Annotated in this window: 19 protein-coding genes; 9 read left to right on the top strand and 10 right to left on the bottom strand. The window is 74.6% G+C overall.

Annotated elements, in window-relative coordinates; all coding sequences use genetic code 11:
• Window positions 1–96 precede the first annotated feature (96 nt).
• The 3 genes from ACWGKI_RS01365 (at window position 97) to ACWGKI_RS01355 (ending at window position 3,237) form a co-directional block, all read left to right on the top strand.
• Entirely contained in the window at window positions 97–1,431 is a 1,335-nt protein-coding gene (locus ACWGKI_RS01365) for a hypothetical protein (RefSeq protein WP_452184057.1), read from the top strand.
• A 76-nt stretch (window positions 1,432–1,507) separates the two neighbouring features.
• Window positions 1,508–2,755, top strand: a complete 1,248-nt coding sequence (locus ACWGKI_RS01360) for a molybdopterin-dependent oxidoreductase (RefSeq protein WP_452184055.1) — start codon at window positions 1,508–1,510, stop codon at window positions 2,753–2,755.
• Complete coding sequence (locus ACWGKI_RS01355) at window positions 2,752–3,237, top strand: hypothetical protein (protein WP_452184053.1); 486 nt, start codon at window positions 2,752–2,754, stop codon at window positions 3,235–3,237. Before ACWGKI_RS01360 ends, ACWGKI_RS01355 begins: the two co-directional genes overlap by 4 nt.
• Here ACWGKI_RS01355 and ACWGKI_RS01350 read toward each other — a convergent pair.
• From ACWGKI_RS01350 to ACWGKI_RS01340, 3 genes are read right to left on the bottom strand one after another with little or no spacing between them, the layout of a single operon-like run.
• Entirely contained in the window at window positions 3,152–3,823 is a 672-nt protein-coding gene (locus ACWGKI_RS01350; protein WP_452184051.1) for a class I SAM-dependent methyltransferase, read from the bottom strand. The two genes, ACWGKI_RS01355 and ACWGKI_RS01350, sit on opposite strands and share 86 nt — an antisense overlap.
• The gene (locus ACWGKI_RS01345; protein WP_452184049.1) at window positions 3,820–4,530 is read right to left on the bottom strand and encodes a TIGR04282 family arsenosugar biosynthesis glycosyltransferase; all 711 of its coding nucleotides are present in this window, start codon (window positions 4,528–4,530) and stop codon (window positions 3,820–3,822) included. The genes ACWGKI_RS01350 and ACWGKI_RS01345 overlap by 4 nt, the downstream gene beginning before the upstream one ends.
• Window positions 4,527–5,159, bottom strand: coding sequence for a glycosyltransferase family 2 protein (locus ACWGKI_RS01340; RefSeq protein WP_380240365.1), 633 nt, complete (start codon window positions 5,157–5,159; stop codon window positions 4,527–4,529). Before ACWGKI_RS01340 ends, ACWGKI_RS01345 begins: the two co-directional genes overlap by 4 nt.
• Before the next feature lie 218 nt (window positions 5,160–5,377).
• On the opposite strand from ACWGKI_RS01340, the gene ACWGKI_RS01335 reads away from it, so the two are divergent.
• Together ACWGKI_RS01335 and ACWGKI_RS01330 are read left to right on the top strand one after the other, a co-directional pair.
• Window positions 5,378–6,154, top strand: coding sequence for a response regulator transcription factor (locus tag ACWGKI_RS01335; protein WP_380240171.1), 777 nt, complete (start codon window positions 5,378–5,380; stop codon window positions 6,152–6,154).
• Window positions 6,151–7,341 (top strand): ATP-binding protein, encoded by a 1,191-nt coding sequence (locus ACWGKI_RS01330; RefSeq protein ID WP_380240173.1) that lies wholly within the window; start codon window positions 6,151–6,153, stop codon window positions 7,339–7,341. Before ACWGKI_RS01335 ends, ACWGKI_RS01330 begins: the two co-directional genes overlap by 4 nt.
• A 7-nt stretch (window positions 7,342–7,348) precedes the next feature.
• Here ACWGKI_RS01330 and ACWGKI_RS01325 read toward each other — a convergent pair whose 3' ends face one another.
• Window positions 7,349–8,407 carry an NAD-dependent epimerase/dehydratase family protein gene (locus tag ACWGKI_RS01325; RefSeq protein WP_452184046.1) on the bottom strand — a complete coding sequence of 353 codons (1,059 nt, stop codon included), beginning with the start codon at window positions 8,405–8,407 and terminating at the stop codon, window positions 7,349–7,351.
• Window positions 8,408–8,531: 124 nt separating this feature from the next.
• On the opposite strand from ACWGKI_RS01325, the gene ACWGKI_RS01320 reads away from it, so the two are divergent.
• On the top strand, window positions 8,532–9,344 hold the full coding sequence (locus tag ACWGKI_RS01320; RefSeq protein WP_452184044.1) for an S-methyl-5'-thioadenosine phosphorylase: 813 nt from the start codon (window positions 8,532–8,534) through the stop codon (window positions 9,342–9,344).
• A 22-nt stretch (window positions 9,345–9,366) separates the two neighbouring features.
• Here ACWGKI_RS01320 and ACWGKI_RS01315 read toward each other — a convergent pair whose 3' ends face one another.
• Window positions 9,367–10,017, bottom strand: coding sequence for a MerR family transcriptional regulator (locus ACWGKI_RS01315; RefSeq protein ID WP_452184042.1), 651 nt, complete (start codon window positions 10,015–10,017; stop codon window positions 9,367–9,369).
• Between the two features lie 85 nt (window positions 10,018–10,102).
• Between ACWGKI_RS01315 and ACWGKI_RS01310 the strand changes: the two genes are divergently transcribed.
• Complete coding sequence (locus ACWGKI_RS01310; RefSeq protein WP_380240181.1) at window positions 10,103–10,591, top strand: DUF4188 domain-containing protein; 489 nt, start codon at window positions 10,103–10,105, stop codon at window positions 10,589–10,591.
• A gap of 34 nt (window positions 10,592–10,625) precedes the next feature.
• Here the strand turns inward: ACWGKI_RS01310 and ACWGKI_RS01305 are convergent, their stop codons facing one another.
• A complete protein-coding gene (locus tag ACWGKI_RS01305) occupies window positions 10,626–10,895 on the bottom strand; it encodes a hypothetical protein (RefSeq protein WP_452184040.1) in 270 nt (89 codons plus the stop codon).
• 410 nt (window positions 10,896–11,305) lie between these two features.
• Between ACWGKI_RS01305 and ACWGKI_RS01300 the strand changes: the two genes are divergently transcribed.
• Window positions 11,306–12,028, top strand: a complete 723-nt coding sequence (locus tag ACWGKI_RS01300) for a SprT-like domain-containing protein (RefSeq protein WP_452184038.1) — start codon at window positions 11,306–11,308, stop codon at window positions 12,026–12,028.
• Window positions 12,029–12,074: 46 nt separating this feature from the next.
• On the opposite strand, the gene ACWGKI_RS01295 is transcribed toward ACWGKI_RS01300, so the two are convergent.
• A complete protein-coding gene (locus ACWGKI_RS01295) occupies window positions 12,075–12,266 on the bottom strand; it encodes a hypothetical protein (protein ID WP_452184036.1) in 192 nt (63 codons plus the stop codon).
• Window positions 12,267–12,429: 163 nt separating this feature from the next.
• Here ACWGKI_RS01295 and ACWGKI_RS01290 point away from each other — a divergent pair, with 163 nt between their 5' ends.
• On the top strand, window positions 12,430–14,964 hold the full coding sequence (locus tag ACWGKI_RS01290; RefSeq protein WP_452184034.1) for a polysaccharide lyase family 8 super-sandwich domain-containing protein: 2,535 nt from the start codon (window positions 12,430–12,432) through the stop codon (window positions 14,962–14,964).
• 37 nt (window positions 14,965–15,001) lie between these two features.
• On the opposite strand, the gene ACWGKI_RS01285 is transcribed toward ACWGKI_RS01290, so the two are convergent.
• The 3 genes from ACWGKI_RS01285 to ACWGKI_RS01275 form a co-directional block, all read right to left on the bottom strand.
• Entirely contained in the window at window positions 15,002–15,208 is a 207-nt protein-coding gene (locus ACWGKI_RS01285) for a hypothetical protein (protein WP_380240192.1), read from the bottom strand.
• Window positions 15,209–15,318: 110 nt separating this feature from the next.
• A complete protein-coding gene (locus tag ACWGKI_RS01280; RefSeq protein ID WP_452184032.1) occupies window positions 15,319–15,774 on the bottom strand; it encodes a hypothetical protein in 456 nt (151 codons plus the stop codon).
• Window positions 15,775–16,171: 397 nt separating this feature from the next.
• Entirely contained in the window at window positions 16,172–16,762 is a 591-nt protein-coding gene (locus ACWGKI_RS01275; RefSeq protein WP_452184030.1) for a hypothetical protein, read from the bottom strand.
• Window positions 16,763–17,049 lie beyond the last annotated feature (287 nt).

Below are 17,049 nucleotides of genomic sequence, written 5' to 3'. Positions count from 1 at the left end.
TCCGTCAGCACACCGTCAGGTGCCGGTGACCCGCCGCGCCCGGTCCCCGCAGACCAGCGCCGGTAGCGTCGGAGCAGCCGTCCCGAGGAGGTCCGCGTGCCGCACGCGCCCGACCGCCCGCGCGCCGCGTGGGAGCTGCCCGCCCTGACCGTGGCCGGGCTCGCCGCCGCGGTGGGCGCGCTCGCGGCATGGGCGCACGCGCTGCGCGGCCAGGACGGCGTCGTGCTGCTCACGGGCGCCGAACCGTTCGTCGGACACTGGGACGTTCGTGCCGGGGTCGGCACGGCCGTCGCCGTGGCGGTCGCCGTGGCCGTCGTGGCGTTCGGCCCGCGCCTCGCGACGACCCTGCGCTGGCCCGCCCTGCTGGCCGCCGCCGGTGGTGGCGCCCTGGCCTTCGCCCTCGCGCTCGGCGCCCTGGTGTCGTGGGACGACCTCGCCGCGCCCCTCGCGGGCCCGCACGAGTACCTGCCCGCCGTCCCGGCGGCCGCCGCGGACCCGGCAGCCTTCGTCCGTACCTTGACCGCGCGACTGCCCGACCAGCCCATCCACGTGCGCGGGCACCCGCCCGGCTTCGTGCTCCTGCTCGCCGGGCTGGACCGGCTCGGGCTCGCCGGCGCGGGCTGGGCCACCGCCGTCGTCGTCACCGCCGGTGCCAGCGCGCTGGTCGCGGTCGCGATCACGCTCCGCCGGCTGGGTGGCGCCCCCGGCGAGGGAACCGCCCGCCGCGCCCTTCCGGCGGTCGTGCTCGCGCCCGCCGCGCTGTGGGTCGCCACCAGCGCGGACGCGCTCTTCGCCGCCGTCCTCGCCTGGGGTGTCGCGGCACTCGCCGTCGCGTCGACGACGGCACGTCCCGGCGTCCGGTGGACGGCGGCCGTCGGCGCGGGGGTCCTCCTGGGGGCGTGCCCGTTCCTCTCCTACGGCCTGCTCCACATGGGCGTCGTCGCGCTCGTCGTCCCGTTCGTCACCCGGCGGTGGGCGCCGACGGTCGTCGCGGGCGCCGTCGTCCTCGCCACCGTCCTCGCCTGGGGTGCCGCAGGGCTGTGGCTGTGGGACGGGCTGGCGGCCACGCACGAGCAGTGGGGGGCAGGCTCGGGCACGGGCCGCCCGTACCTCTACTTCCTCCTGGCGGACGTCGTGCTGCTGGCGGTCCTCGTCGGTCCCGCCGGGACCGCCGGCCTCCTGGGGGCACGCCGGCTGGACCCCGCGACGCGCGCCCTGGTCCTGGTGGCCGTCGCCTCCGCCCTGCTCGGCGCGGTCCTGGGGTTCGAGCGCGGCGAGGTGGAGCGGATCTGGCTGCCGCTCGCGTGCTGGGTGGCTCCCGCCGCAGCCACGCTCGTCGACCCGGCCCGGCTCGCGTCGTGGCGGTGGTGGTGCGGCGCACAGGGGCTCGCCGCGATCGCGCTGGCGACCGTGCTGCGGTCGCCGTGGTGACTGACGGCGGATGACGGCGGCTGGGCGTCAGACAGCCGTCAGGTCCCGGCCGGAGATCCGCTCCTAGGCTCGGGACATGCCCTTCCCCGAGGTCCGCCCGACGCCTCCCGGCGACCCGGCGCGCCGCCTCGTGCCGCCCCGAACCGACGACTTCCGCTCGCCGGTGCACGACCCGCGGGTCGTGGCGCGGGTCGGCGTCCTGCTGGGGTCGGCCGTCGTCGTCCTGTTCCTCACCGGGCTGGTGTCGCACCTGTCCCAGCACCCCGTGGCGTGGCTGCCCCTGCCGTGGGGTCCGACGCCGTCCTGGGGGTACCGGCTCACGCAGGGCACGCACGTCGCCGTCGGGTTCGCGTGCGTGCCGCTGCTGCTCGCCAAGCTGTACACGGCGTACCCGCGGCTGTTCGAGCGGCCCCCGGTGCGCGGGCTCCTGCACGCGGTCGAGCGCGCGTCCGTCGCGGTGCTCGTCGCGGCGACCACCTTCCAGATCGTCACCGGCGTGCTCAACGTGTTCCAGGTGTACCCGTGGCGGTTCAGCTTCGTCGCGGTGCACTACGCGGCGTCCTGGGTGGTCGTGGGCTCGGTGGTCGTGCACGTCGGCGTCAAGCTGCCCGTGATCGTCGCCGCCCTGCGCCGGCCGGTCGGCGAGGACGCCCCACGGCCGGACGCGCCGGAGGTGCGGGAGGGACAGGACGAGGACGGCGCGACCACCCGTCGCGGGTTCCTCGCCGCCGTGGCCGTGACGACCCTGGGCGTCGTCGCGCTCACCGTCGGCCAGACCGTCCGCCCGCTCGCGCCGGTCGCGCTCCTCGCGCCACGCGACCCGCGCGTGGGGCCGCAGGGACTGCCGGTGAACAAGACGGCGCGGTCCGCCGGGGTGGAGACCGCGGCGGCCGACCCGGCCTGGCGGCTCCGGCTCGACGGGCCGGGCGGCGCGCGCGAGCTGGCGCGCGCCGACCTCCTCGCGCTCGCGCAGGCCACCGCCGTCGTGCCGATCGCGTGCGTGGAGGGGTGGAGCGCCACCGCGACGTGGAGCGGGGTGCGCGTGCGCGACCTCGTGCAGCTCGTCGGCGGCACGGACCGTGACGACGTGCGGGTCGAGAGCCTGCAGGAGGGCGGGTCGTACCGCGAGTCGGTGCTGCCCGCGGCCTGGATCGCGTCGGACGACACCCTCCTCGCGCTGCGCCTGGGCGGCGAGGACCTGGACCTCGACCACGGCTTCCCCGCGCGGGTGGTCGCGCCCAACCGGCCCGGGGTGCTGCAGACCAAGTGGGTCGGGCGGATCACGGTGCTCTCCGCCTCCGGTGCTGCGGGAGGTGCGGCGTGAGCGGGGACCGGGCGGTGCGCACCTGGCGTCGGGTGCTGGTCGCGGGGGGTGCGGCGCTGCTCGGCTTCGGCCTGTGGACGGCGTGGTCCACCGTCCCGCAGGGGCAGTGGCTGTCCGCCCTCACCTGGCTCGCCGGCGGGGTGGTGGTGCACGACGCCGTCCTCGCCCCCGTGGCCGTCGCGGTCGGCGCGCTGGTGCTCCCCCGCGTCCCGGCGGTGTGGCGGGGCCCGCTGCGCGGGGGCTTGCTCGCGGCGGGCGCCCTCGCGGTCCTGTCGGTCGCCCTGCTCGCCGGGGCGGCCGACCGCCGGAACTGGTCGGTGGTGCCGCACGAGCCGTGGCCGGCCGTCGCGACCGTGGTGCTCGTCGTGGGCGCCGGGGTCGTGGCCGGCGCGTTCCTCAGCGCAGGTCGGGACCCGGGGGCGCGGACTTCCGGAGGACGACGGCGGTCCGGCCGGCGGCCGTCCACTCCTCGGCCACGCTGAGGCCGACGCCGGCGGCCACGTCCCGCAGCGCGTCGGCGCCCAGCCGGGCCCACGGCATCGCGTGGCTGTGCCGCCCGTCGGCGGCCCGCAGGACGACGGGCGACAGGTCGCACGCCTCCCGGTCGGGGTCGGTCTCGACGAGGACGCCGCCCCCCGGGCGCACGAGCTCGGCACACCGCCGCAGCAGCGCGGACGGGTCGCCGCCGATACCGATGTTCCCGTCCGCCAGCAGCACGGTCCCCCAGCGCCCCTCCCCGGGCAGCGCCGCCTCGACCGCACGCCGCAGCGCGACGGCGCCGCGGTCGCGCGCCTGGCGCACGGCCGCCCGCGAGACGTCGATCCCGAGGCACGGCACCCCGCGGCGGCCGAGCTCGGCGGCCAGCCGGCCGGGGCCGCAGCCGACATCCAGCACGGGGCCCACGCAGCGCGCGAGCAGCACGTCGTCCGACGCCGTGGCGGGCGCTGCCCACGTGCTGACGTCGAGCGGGCGGGCCCCGTCCTCCTGCTCCACCATCACGGGGACGCCGCCGAGGGCGGCCTCGTAGAGCACGACGGGGTGGTGCCGCCGTGCGGCGGACACCGTCATGAGGCGATCCGCCGCGTACCGTCCTGCACGGCGCCGTCCTGCACCGCGCCGGCCCGCACCGCGGCGTACCACCGGCGCGCGAACCGCGTGCCGGGCGCCGCACGCGCCACGGCCTCGGCGTCGTCGGGCTCGTCGACGTCCCGCAGCTGCGGCAGCAGGCCCACGCTCAGGCCGTGGGAGCGCAGCCGCGCGAGCTGCGCGGCACCCGTGGTCGGCACCGACATCGGCACGTCGAGGAAGAGGGCCGGGTCGGGGGCACGCAGACCGATGGCCCAGTAGCCGCCGTCGGGCGCGAGCCCGAGCACGGCGTCGTGCCCCGCGAGGTCGACCCGCGGCAGCAGCGGTCCGAGCTGCGGCGTGTCCATCCCCACGAGGAACGCCGGGCCGGGGTGGCTCGCGAGCACGTCGCCGAACGCCCCGGCCAGGCGGCGGTCGAGGCCGCCGGGCCGCTGCGGGAGCACGGTGAAGCCGGGCGGCACCCACGGACCGGGCACGCCGTCGAGCACCAGCACGTGCTCCCCCGGCAGCGCTGCGACCGCCTCGCACGTGTCCGCGAGCGCCGCGGCGGCGACGTCGGCCGCCTGCTCGGGGGTGAGCCGGCTCGTGAGGCGTGTCTTCACGCGGCCGGGCACGGGGGCCTTGGCCAGCACGACGATCGTGCGGGGCGGGTCGACGGGCAGCTCGACGGGCAGGTCGCGGCCCGTCACGACGCGAGCACCCGCGACATGTCGCGCACGGCACGCCACGCGCCGAGCGGGGTGCCCGTCACCTTCGAGCGTCCGACGCGCGGCCGGTACGGCACACCGACCTCGTGGACGCGCCATCCGGCGTCGGCGGCGGCGACGAGCATCTCGAGGGGGTACCCGGAGCGGCGGTCCGCGAGGTCGAGCCGGAGGAGAGCCTCGCGGCGTGCGGCGCGCATCGGGCCGAGGTCGTGCACGTCGGCGCCGGTGCGCCGGCGGGCGCGCCGCGCGACCTCCCGGTTGGCGAGGCGCAGGTGCCAGGGCCACGCGCCGGGCTCGGGCAGGCGGCGCCCGAGGACGAGGTCGGCGTCGCCGCGGGCGACGGGGTCGACGACGCGGGGCAGGTCGGCGGGATCGAGGCTCGCGTCGGCGTCGCAGAACGCGACGACGTCGGCCGTGGCGGCGCGCAGCCCGGCGTCGCACGCCGCCCCGAAGCCACGCACGGGCGCGGGCACGACGAGCGCCCCGTGCGCCCGCGCGACGTCCGCGGACCCGTCGGTCGACCCGTTGTCGACGACGACGGCGCGCATCCCGGCGGGCAGCCGCGGCAGCAGCCAGGCGAGGCCCTGCGCCTCGTCGAGGCACGGCAGCACGACGTCGACGCCGGGCGGGGCGGTCCCCGCGAGGTCGACGGCACGCTCGGGTGCGGGCGGCCCGGGCGGTCGGAGGTTCGTCACCCCCCGACCGTACGAGCGGCGGGCCGCACCGGCGCCGTGGACGGACCTGACGATCGGCTGACGGTCGCTCGCCGGGGCGCCACCGGGCCTGTGCTCGCGACCGGCGCGCACGGTCGCCGGGCTACTGTGCTGGCATGAGCACAGCGGCGGGAGACGACCGCGCGGAGACCTCGCGCGGCACGGTGTCGCGCGTCCTCGTCGTGGACGACGACCCCCTCACCGCGGCGAGCGTCGCCGCGCACGTGACGGCGTCCGGGCACGCGGCGCGCACGGCGACCGACGCGGTCGAGGGCGAGCGCACGTGGCGGACCTGGGAGCCGGACGCCGTGGTGCTCGACGTGCGCCTGCCCGGCCGCTCGGGCCTGGAGCTGCTCGCCCGGCGGCGCGAGCAGGGCGACGGGACGCCGGTGCTGCTGCTGTCCGGGCTCGGCGCGGTGGACGACCGCGTCGGCGGCCTCGAGGTCGGCGCCGACGACTACGTCGTGAAGCCGTTCGACGCTCGCGAGCTCGTGCTGCGGGTCGAGGCGCTCCTTCGCCGCGGTCCCGGTCCTGTCGAGAAGGCCCCGACCCGGGTGGTCGCCGGCGACCTCGTGGTGGACGGCGCGGACCGCACCGCGACGTACCACGGGCGCGTCGTCGCGCTGACGCCGCGGGAGTTCGCCCTGCTGCACTTCCTCGCGTGCCAGCCGGGACGGCCGTTCGGCCGCGCCGAGCTGCTGCGCCGCGTGTGGGGATGGAGCTTCGGCGACGACTCGACCGTCATGGTGCACGTGCGGCGGCTGCGGGCCAAGCTCGAGGACGACCCCGCGGAACCCACCCTCATCGTCAACCTGCGCGGTTCCGGGTACGCGCTCGCGGCACCCGCCGCGGGCGCGGACGCCGACGCCGACCACCGGGTGGTGGCCGGATGACCGACACCGGGTTCATGCTCGCGGTCACCGCGGGCTGTGCGGTCGTGGTGGGCCTCCTCGGGGCGTGGGCGGTCCGCGGAGCCCGGCGGGTGTCCCTCGTGCTCGCGCTGGTCCTCGCCGCGCTCGTGCCGTTCGCGGCCGTGGTGCTGGCCCTGTCCATCAACGTCTCCGCGATGTTCCTGTCCGAGCACGACGCGGGCGTGGTGCGGCTGGTGCTGGGCGCGTCCTCGGTGCTCGCCGCGGTCATCGCGGTCGTGCTGGGCCGCACGGTGGCCGAGGACGCGCGCCAGGTCCGGGTCCTCGCCCGACGTCTCGCGGACGAGTCCGAGGCCCGCGAGGCCGGTCGCCCAGCGGGCGCGACGGGCGGCGCTGCGGGCGTGGACCTGGGCACGGTGCCCGTCACGGTGCCCGCGACCGCCGAGCTGGCGCGCGTCGTCGCGGACCTGGAGGAGACGAGGGTGCGGCTCGACGCGGCCCGCGAGAGCGAGCGCGCCGCGCAGGCCGCCCGCCGCGAGGTGGTCGCGTTCGTCAGCCACGACCTGCGCTCGCCGCTCGCCGGGGTGCGCGCGGCGGCCGAGGGGTTGCGCGACGGCGTGTTCGCCGACCCGGCCCCCGCGCTGGACGGGATCGTCGCCGCGACCGAGCGCATGGCCCGGATGATCGACGACCTGTCGGAGCTCGCCCGCCACGACCGGCCGCGCGAGCGCCCCGAGTCGCGCGCGGTCGACATGGCGGACGTGCTCGACCGGGTCGCCGCGCACGCGCGCCCCGTGGCACGGTCCGTCGGTGTCGAGCTGCGCCTGGACGTGCGCGACGAGGTGCTCGTCCTGGGGGACCCGGACGACCTCGAGCGCGTGCTGGACAACCTGGTGACCAACGCCGTGCGTGCGAGCGGGACCGGCGCGCCGCGCCCTTCCGGTGCGGCGCGCGGCGTCGTGACGGTCGAGGCGGCGGTCGTCGACGGTGCCGCACGTGTCGTCGTGCGCGACACCTGCGGCGGCATCCCCGCCGACGCGCTGCCGCACGTGACCCGGCCCGGCTTCCAGGCCGGCGGGGCGGCCGACGGCGCCGACGGCCTGGGGCTGGCGTTCGTGGACCAGGTCGTGGACCGGCACGGCGGCACCCTGGACGTCGCGTCCGCCGACGAGGGGTGCCGCGTCGAGGTACGGCTGCCCGCCGCGGGCTGACGCCCCCTCAGGCGACGAGCTGGGCGAGCCCCTCGGCCAGGCTGGTGCGGGCGTGCCAGCCCAGGACCGTGCGCGCCTTGGCGCTCGACGCGGTGACGTGCCGGACGTCGCCCGCCCGCCACTCGCCGGTGACGACCGGGGCGGGGGCGTCGAGCAGCGCCGCGACCAGGCGCGCGACCTCCCCGATCGTCGTGACGGTGCCGGACCCGACGTTGAACGCCTCCACCCGCCCGGCGGCCTGCGGCTGCTCGACGGCGGCGACGACGGCGCGTGCGACGTCGTCCACGTGCACGAGGTCGCGGCGCTGCCCGCCGTCCTCGAAGACCTTCGGCGCCCGCCCGTGCTCCGCCTCGGACCGGAAGATCGACGCGACCCCGGCGTAGGGGGTGTCGCGCGGCATCCCCGGCCCGTAGACGTTGTGGAAGCGCAGCGCGGTCGCGGTGGCGCCCGTGGCCCGCGTCCACGAGGCGAGCAGCCGCTCCCCGTGCGCCTTCGTGTCGGCGTACACGTTGCGGGGGTCGGCCGGGGCGTCCTCCCCCACGAGCCCGGGACGCAGGACGCGTCCGCACGCCCAGCACCGGGGGTCGAAGACGCCCGCGGCCAGGTCCGTCTCCGAGCGCGGCGGCGGGCTCGTCGGCCCGTGCTCGTCGCACGCGTACGCCCCCTCGCCGTAGACGACCATCGAGCTCGCGTACACCACGTGCGGCGGGCGGGAGCCGGCGTCGGCGGCCGCGCGCAGCAGCACCGCCGTGCCGAGGTCGTTGGAGGACACGTAGTCGTCGATGTCGCCGATGCCCACGCCGAGCCCGACCTTCGCAGCCAGGTGCACGACGGCGTCGCACGCGGCGAGCGCCCCGCGCACGGCGTCGGCGTCCCGCACGTCCGCGTGGACGAGCGGGACGCCGTCCGGGAGGGCGGGGTGCGGAGACCCTGCGTGACGGCTTCGTGCGCCGTGCACGTCCGGCCGCAGGGAGTCGAGGACGAGGACGTCGTGCCCGGCGGCGGCCAGGGCAGCGGTGGCGGCGGAGCCGATGAAGCCGGCCCCGCCGGTGACGAGGATGCGCATCACCCCAGCATCCCGGGCAGCCCGGGCTCCCGACAGCGGCGGCGCCTGACGATCGGCTGACGATGGCGCCGTCGTGCCTCGTCGCGCCCTCGTCCCGGCCCGGCCGCGGTCTACGGTGGCGACCGTGAGCGAACCGACCGCACCCGTGGGCATCCTGGGCGGCCCCGGCCTGTACCGGCTGCTCGACGACCCCGAGCCCGTTCCCGTGACGACGCCGTTCGGAGACCCGTCCGACCCGCCCAGCCGCGGCACGTTCGGCGGACGGCCCGTCGTGTTCCTGCCGCGGCACGGCGCGGACCACCGCATCCCGCCGCACCGCGTGAACTACCGCGCGAACCTGTGGGCGCTGCGCTCCCTGGGCGTGCGGCAGGTGGTGGCCGCGTCGGCCGTGGGCGCGCTCGTCCCGGAGCTCGGGGCGGGGACCGTCGTCGTGCCGGACCAGATCATCGACCGCACGTCGGGGCGCGAGCACACCGTCTACGGCGACGTCGGCACGGTGGTGCACGTCCCGTTCGCCGACCCCTACTGCCCCCGCGGTCGGGTCGTCGCGGTGAACGCCGCACAGGCCGGCACGCTGCCCGCCGTGGACGGCGGGACCATGGTCGTGATCCAAGGCCCGCGCTTCTCCAGCCGGGCCGAGTCCCGCCGCAACGCCGCCGACGGCGGCACCGTCGTCGGGATGACGGGGATGCCCGAGGCGGCCGTCGCCCGCGAGCTCGCACTCTGCTACACGACCCTGGCGCTCGTCACCGACGCCGACGCCGGCGTGGACCGCGACTCGTCAGTCTCCCACGCGGCCGTGCTGGAGATGTTTGCGCGCAACGTCGGCGCGCTGACCGACGTGCTGCGCGACGTCGTCGCCGACCTGCCCGACGACGACTGCCACTGCCGGCACGTGCTCGACGGGCTGGAGCTCCCCTTCGAGCTGCCCGCGTAGGGGACGACGCGCGCGGGCGTCCTCAGTCGGCCGGTGCGACGTCGGCGCTCGCCCGCTGCTGGGCCATGCGCCGGAGCGTGAGCAGCACGGGGTCCGTGAGCAGGGTGCCGACGACCACGCGCTTGACGGCCCCGGCGCCGTCCTCGGGCACCGACGCGACGTCCGCGGCGGCCACCGTCTCCGCCCCCTCGGCGAGGGCGTCGAGGTAGGCGTCGGGCAGGTCGATGCCCGCAGCCTCGGCGGCCCGGAGCTGGTCGGCGAGGCGGGCGACGAGCGGGTCGTCGTCGGCACACCAGTCCCGGGTCGCGACCAGCTCGGCGGCGCGCGCCTTCCAAGGATCGGGCCGGTCGGCGGGCCCGTCACCCGGCGCGGGGCGGTCCTGCTGCCGGCCCTCCTCGCGCGCGAGCATGACGCGCTGCGCCGCACCGAGCAGCTCGTGCCGGGTGGACGGCGGGTCGTCCAGGACCGCGAGGACCTCGCGCACCGCGCCGAGCGACAGGCCGGCGGAGTCGGTGAGCGCGCGGACCAGCCGTACCCGCTCGACGTGCGTCGCGTCGTACACGGCCTGGGTACGGGCGGTGGCCGTACCGGTGTGCAGCAGCCCCTCGCGCAGGTAGTACTTCAGCGTCGCGACCGGGACCCCGGTGCGTTCCGCGAGACCTGAGATGCGCATGTTCCTCCGTCCGACCTCTTGACATTGGAGAGTAGCACTCCCCAATATTGGAGAGTCGCACTATCTGTTCTCACGGAGGTCACTCATGTCCACCCTGACGACCCACCAGCACGAGGGCAGCCTCGCCGTCTTCCTCATCGGCGCGCGGGTGGTCAAGCCCTGGCGCCCCGACGCGTGGCTGCCCGCGTTCACCGCGATGGGGCCGATGCTCGCCGAGCTGGCCCGCGACCCCGACGCGGGCCTCCTCCACGCCCGCACGGCGATCGACGCGGACCTGCGCGGAGTCACCGTCGTGCAGTACTGGCGCAGCATCGAGGACATCTACCGCTATGCCAACGCCGACGAACGGCGCCACCGCCCCGCCTGGCTCGCGTTCTACCGCCGCGCGCACCGCGTGCCGGGCGCCGTGCAGGTCTGGCACGAGTCCTACGCCATCCCGGCCGGCGGTCACGAGAGCCTCTACGCCGACGCGCCCCGGCCCTTCGGCATCGCGCGCGCCACCGGCAGCGTGCCCGTCTCGCGCCGGGGCCGCACCGCCCGCGAGCGGCTGGGCAACCCGGTCGCGCCGCAGTGAACCGAGGTCCGGCGCGGCGCCGGGGGACGTCGGGTCACGACCCGCGCGGGTCCGGCCATCCGGCGAGGTGACCGAGCCAGGCGATCGCGATCCACGGGCCGTGGAGCTCGAAGTCCCCGTCCGCCCCGGCCACGTGCGCCGTGCAGTCGTCGGCGGGGCCGGTCAGATCACCGTCGGCCACGATGCCGACCAGGCGCAGTGCCGTGAGGTCGAGGTCGACGCGGCGCGGCAGGCCGGGTGGGACGACCCAGGCGCGGGTGGCGGACAGGTGCAGCATCGGCCGGTCGGCGTGCTGACCGGGCATCCACGACACGGTACCCGTCGTGACCGCGCAGGTGAACCCAGGGATCGCCTTCGCCGGATCGCGTGGGAGGCGGCGCCGGGCGAGCGGGCGCGGCCAGTCGACAGAGCCGCCGCCGGAGTCGAGAGCGACCAGGATTCCGGCCACCACGACCTCGACCACCGCCGCGAAGGCTCCCTGTGCCACCCGCCCGGCCCGGGTCTGGGGACCCGGCGACCGCCAGCCGATCAGGTCGCGGACTCGCGGCTGCCGGCTCACGGCGCCGCACCGGTTCGGGTCATGACGAACAGTGTGAGGCAGCTCCTCCCCTGCCGAGCTCGGGGGCACCTGTCGCTCGGCGGTCGGTCCGTTACCGTGGTCGCCGGTCCGGCGAACTCCGCCGGAGGCTGAACGGACGGGGCGGCGGACACCGGATGGCTCGAGCGCACCAGGGACCCTCAGGTCAGGACGGGGACGACCTGCTCGACCTGCTCGACACCCTCGACATCGACGACGGCACGCCGGACGGCAGCGCCCCGATGCCGCTGGACGAGCTGGCCGTGCTCGCCCGGTCGCTGATGGACCAGCACGGCCTGCACGACTGGGCGTTCGCGTGGGACCGCGCGGTGCGCCGGGCCGGGGCGACGCGGTGGAAGTCGCGCACCATCTCCCTGTCGAAGCCGCTGATGCTCCGGTTCCCCCGCGAGGACGCGCGCGACACGGTCCTGCACGAGGTGGCGCATGCCCTCGTCGGGCACCGCCACGGGCACGACGCCACCTGGAAGGCCAAGGCCGCCGAGATCGGCGCCCGACCCCAGCGCTGCTTCGACGCGTCCATCGCCCAGGTCGACGGCGACTGGACCGGCACCTGCCCGCGGGGGCACACCCACAGCCGGCACCGCGCGCCGAAGCACGCCGTCGTCTCGTGCGGCCTGTGCGCCCCGAAGAAGTTCGACCGCCGCTACCGGCTCACGTGGACGTGGAGGGGTGTCGCCGTCCTGACGCCCGGGAGCCGCGTGGAGCTCGTCGGCGACGACGCCTGGCGCGGCAGCCGCGGGCGGGTCACCAAGCTGCTGGACACCCGCTACGCCGTCACCCTCGACTCCGGACGGCGGCTCCACGTGCCCTTCGACCTGGCCGCGAGCACGCGGCGCTGACGGCGTCGCACGTCGCAGGTCCGGCTCCGTGCCGCACGCGGGGTCGTCACCAGTCGACGATGCTCGACACCGCTCGCCCGACTCCTCGGACGAGCCACACGAGGCCGCGCCCGACGTTGACGACCAGGCTCAGGAGCTCGAGCCCTTCCCAGACGTAGCGGATGCCTCGACCTGTCGCGCGGAACGGACGCCCCACCCGGTGCCCGAATCCTTGCCGCGTGACCCCCGCCGTCGTCATGGCGAGAGGGTGGCACGGCGAGCGGTCACCGTCCATCCCCGCCGGGCTCCGTCGTCGTCACGACCGCCGTCCGGCGGACCGCGGAAACCATTGCCACGGGCACGGTCCTCTTGGTTGGATGTTGCCCACGCCGCGCGTCACCGTTCGAACAAGGGAGTTCGTCATGCCGCAGCTGTCCCGCCGTCAGGTCCTCGCGATGGTCCCGGCCGGGGCGTTCGTCGCGATCGCGGCCCCGCTGCGCGCCCACGCCGACGCACCCACCGACCACGCGCGCCTGCTGACGAACGCGCGAGCGATCTTCGCCGGCACGGCCGCGTCGAACGCGCGTCCCGAGGCGGCGGCGAAGCTCAGGGCGATCCACTCGACGGCCCGCTCCCACCTCGCCGCCCTGGACACCGCCGGCGCGGGTGAGCTGTTCGCCGGCGTCCCGCTGGGCACCAGCGACCCGAACCTCAGCACGTCGTTCCTCCGGCTGTACGAGATCGCCCTGGCGACGTGCACCACCGGCTACGCGTCCGACCTGGTGGGGAACGTCGTCGTCCAGCGGCGCGTGCTCGACGGGCTCGCCTGGCTGCACGACCGCTACTACGGCGACCAGGCCGCCGGCTACTACGGCAACTGGTACACCTGGGAGATCGGCATCCCCGCCAGCGTCAGCAAGACGTTCGCGCTGCTGGCCGACCTGGCCGCCGCGGAAAGCCCCGACCTGCTGCCGGCCTACATCGCCTCGATGGACGCGTACCTGCGGAACGGCAAGGACGGCGACGTCGACCTCGACTCCCGCTTCCACACCGGCGCCAACCTCGCCGACATCACGACCAACCGCGTGCTGCAGGGCGCCCTCACCGGCGACGACGCGCGGGTGTCGAAGGCGGTCGCCGACCAGTCGACGGTGTTCGCGACGATCGACCCGTACGACATCCAGCACGGCAACACCGACGGGTACTACGCCGACGGCTCGTTCATCCAGCACGACTCCGTCGCGTACACGGGCTCGTACGGGCGCACGCTCCTGACCCGCGTCGTGCAGACCATCAAGCTGCTCGACGGCACCTCCGCGGCGCCCGGGACCGAGCTGGCCGACGTCGTCCACGGCTGGGTGCGCGACGGGTTCGCGCCGGTCATCGTCGACGGCTGGATGATGGAGATCGTCAAGGGCCGCGCCGTCTCGCGGACCGCGAGCGGGTACACCGACGTCGCGACCGTGCTGGAAGCCGCGGTGGACCTCACCGACTACACGAGCAGCGCCGACGCCACCGCCCTCGGCGCGTACGTCCGCCACCTGGCGACCGCCTCGCCGACGCCGCCCGACCCGGCCAGGTTCGTCTCGCCGGTGAGCGTCGTGCGCTACGCCGACCTCCTCGCGGCCCCCGGCGCGCCGGTCGCGGACCTCAACCCGCCCGAGCGGTCGGTCGCCCTCAACGCCATGGACCGCACCGTGCACCGCCGCCCCGGGTACACGTTCGCGCTGGCGCGCAGCTCGGACCGGATCAGCAAGTACGAGTACATGAGCGGCGAGAACCTCCGCCCCTGGTTCCAGGGCGACGGCGCGTTCTACCTCTACCTCGCCGGCCAGGACCACACGCAGGCCTTCGGCGTCGACTTCTACACGACCGTCTCCCCGTACCGCCTGCCGGGCACCACGGTGCCCGTCGAGGAACGGCAGACGGTGCCCGAGCTGTACGGGCAGCCCTGGTACGAGAACCCCGGCCACCCGCTCGGCTTCACGTCGTCGTCGGAGTCGCAGAACACCTACGTCTACTTCCCGCGCGCCACGAACTCCTTCTCCGGCGGCGCGACGCTCGGGGCGTACGGCGCCGCAGGCATGGTCCTGTCCGACGACGTCCCCTACGTCGACGCCCAGGCCGGCGTCCTCCCCGCGGACTTCGTCGTCTACGCGAACGCCCGCGCGGTGAAGTCGTGGTTCCTGCTCGACGACGAGGTCGTGGTGCTGGCGGCAGGGATCCACGACGAGCACGGCCGCGACGTCGTCACGACGCTCGACTCCCGCATCGCCGCGCCCGGCGACGGCGTGGCCGTGACGGGCGCCCGCAGTGACCGGAGCGCATGGTCGCCGCAGGACGGCGAGGCGTCGCTCGCGTGGCTGCGGTGGGACAACCCGGGTCAGGGCGTGGCCGTCGGGTACGCCCTGCTCGACGCCGAGCCCGTGCACGTGACGCTCGAGGACGTGACGCGCAGCCGCCGCGTGGTCCGGACCTCGAACCCCGACAGCGCGGTGACGAAGCGGGTGTTCACGGCCGCCGTCGAGCACGGCCACCACCGCGCGGAGCTCGCCTACGCCATCGTGCCCGGCGCGACCGAGCAGCAGCTCGCGGCCTACGGCGGTGGCCCGGTCGCCGTGCTCGCCAACGACGAGCACGTGCAGGCCGTCCGGCACGCAGGCCTCGGCCTCGTGGCCGCGAACGTGTTCGACGGTCGCGCGCACGTCCGCAACCTGACGATCGACGGCCCGGCGTCCCTCCTCGTGCGCGAGGACGACGGCACCACCTCCGTTGCGCTGTCCGACCCGACGATGCGGCGCGACACCGTCACCGTCACCCTCCGCGGTCGCCACCTCGACGTCGAGGCCGCGGACGACGGCGTGGAGGTGCGGCGCGTGCCGGGCGGCACCGAGGTGCGTGCCCGCACGCGGCACGCCTACGGCGCGAGCCGCACCGCCGTGCTGCGACGACGCTGAGGGCCGGTCCACCGCTGACACGCACCGGCCGTCCGCGTCACGCCCGCTCTCGGACGACGCGCGCCAGGCCGACGTCCATCGACTCACCGACCGCCATACGGTCCAGGCACCACCGCAGGTGCCAGTGCGGCTCTCGTGCGGCGTTGGCGAAACCGGAGTCGAGGAGGAAGTCCGCTGCCGATCCGGCGTGCGCGAACTCCTCCTCTCCGTCCGGGGTCTCGACGACGAACTCGGGGATGTCCACCGTGCGATCCTCCCGCAGCCCGGCCCGACCACGGCCTGGCTACCAGCGGGCTGGTGGGTGGCCCGCATCCCTTGACCTGATGGACAGCCCGCCCCGAGGGCCTCGGTTGCTCAGCCTGGCTGGGCCTGTTGCGACTCACCAGGCGCGGGGGTCGGCTCCTCGGGGAAGGTTCCCCACGCCACGGCAAAGCACTCCGGAGAGGTCGATTCTTCGTAGACGTCGAACGTCCCGATCAGACCCTGCTCAGGACCGACGACACGCACGGAGTGCACCGCGCCCATCTGGTCGTCACTGAGGAGCAGGTCCTGCACGGAAGTCCCGTCGAGCTCCTCGCCCAGGAGCGTGAAGGCCCCCGGATCGACGTCGTTGCCCTCGATCAGGAACCTCTCCGCGGCGTCCGTGTCGCCTTCTGCGACAGCGCCGAGGAATCCGGTCACCGCCCCCTCGACGCTGGGCGCCCCGCGATCACAGGATTCCCCTACACCGGGGGAACAAGCCGCCGCGGCGGATCCGGTGATGAAGATCAGGAACAAGGCACCGTTGGAGCGCCCGATCCTTGTCGTCATGTCAGCCCTTCAGGTCCGGTGCGCGAAGCGCGCGTCGCCAGCACACATTCCCATGAGATGCAAAAGCTTCTTGCCATTGGAATTGCCGACGTGATATTCACAATTTCCGCCCAGCAGTATCGCAGCGACCAAGTCATTGCACGACTGGTGGCGATCAACGAATTGCTAGATTCCGATCCTTTAATCTGGTCGACGGCTCGCCACCCAACCAACGTTGCCATTCGCGGTTATCGTTCAAGGCGATATGGTTCACGGTTGGTGACATACGGTACGCAACAGGTAGTCGCGTACTCCGAGTCGGTCGAAAATCTCTCTACGAATAGTCCACAATTCCACGCAACAATCCGTCGATTGTACGCCAAGAACCTCACCGGCTAAGAAGGCGCGCCAGCCGAGGCTACAAGGATCCTCTCGAAAGCCACCATTGAAGAATGGCAAGAACGATGGGAGCGCTCGCCAGCCTCACCACGATTCGCAAAAGACCGCCCAACTTCCCGAAGCCTCCCTCCTTCGGCGCCTGCACGGAAAGCATCCGAACGTCCGCACCTCCCCGTAGGAGGCGGACCACACTCTCCTCCCCGGCATCATGAACGTAATCCAGGTCCCGCTTTCGAATTCGCGATCGATCGCACACATTCTCAAGCCCGGCGCGCCAACCACCCACGGCGACAAGTCGAGACTCCGACTCTCTGAAATAGCGATCGACCTGCCGGCAGAGAGTCTCACGTGTGCCCAACTCCTTCGGTGGAAGATGGCGCAAATCGATTAGCCCCCGGCACGTCCTACCAAAGCCGTAGTACGGGTCACTCTTACGAAGCAGACGGTCGTTGATCGACCAGGCAATAACCATGCCCCACGGGATCAGCACGGCGGATGTCACGACGAAGCACAGGATGGAAAAGCCTAAGTACAACGCCCCTGATGTCTTCAGCAGTATTGCAAGTACCAATTCCGCGGCCAGCGCGCCGAGAAGCATGCCGTAGAGCACGCCACTCACCGTCGCACCCGGAGACGCACCGCCACGCATCCAACGAGCAGCCCGTAGTTTCGAGTGGGCAGACAGCCGCGAAATGCTCTCCCAGGAAAACTTGACCTTTCGATCCAGATACCGCTCCGCTCTAGTAACTGCGCGTGAGGATGGAGCCTTCGTCACCTACACTCCTGAATAGCATCGATGTGCGCGTGGCATGCCCTCGCGAGCAGACGATAGCGGTACCCGTTCATGCCACCGGTACGGCCAGAAGTACCGTGCCCGCTATGAGAGGTCCTATCCGC

The organism is Isoptericola sp. NPDC055881 (assembly GCF_053615895.1).
This window is presented reverse-complemented; position numbering and strand designations above follow the sequence as displayed.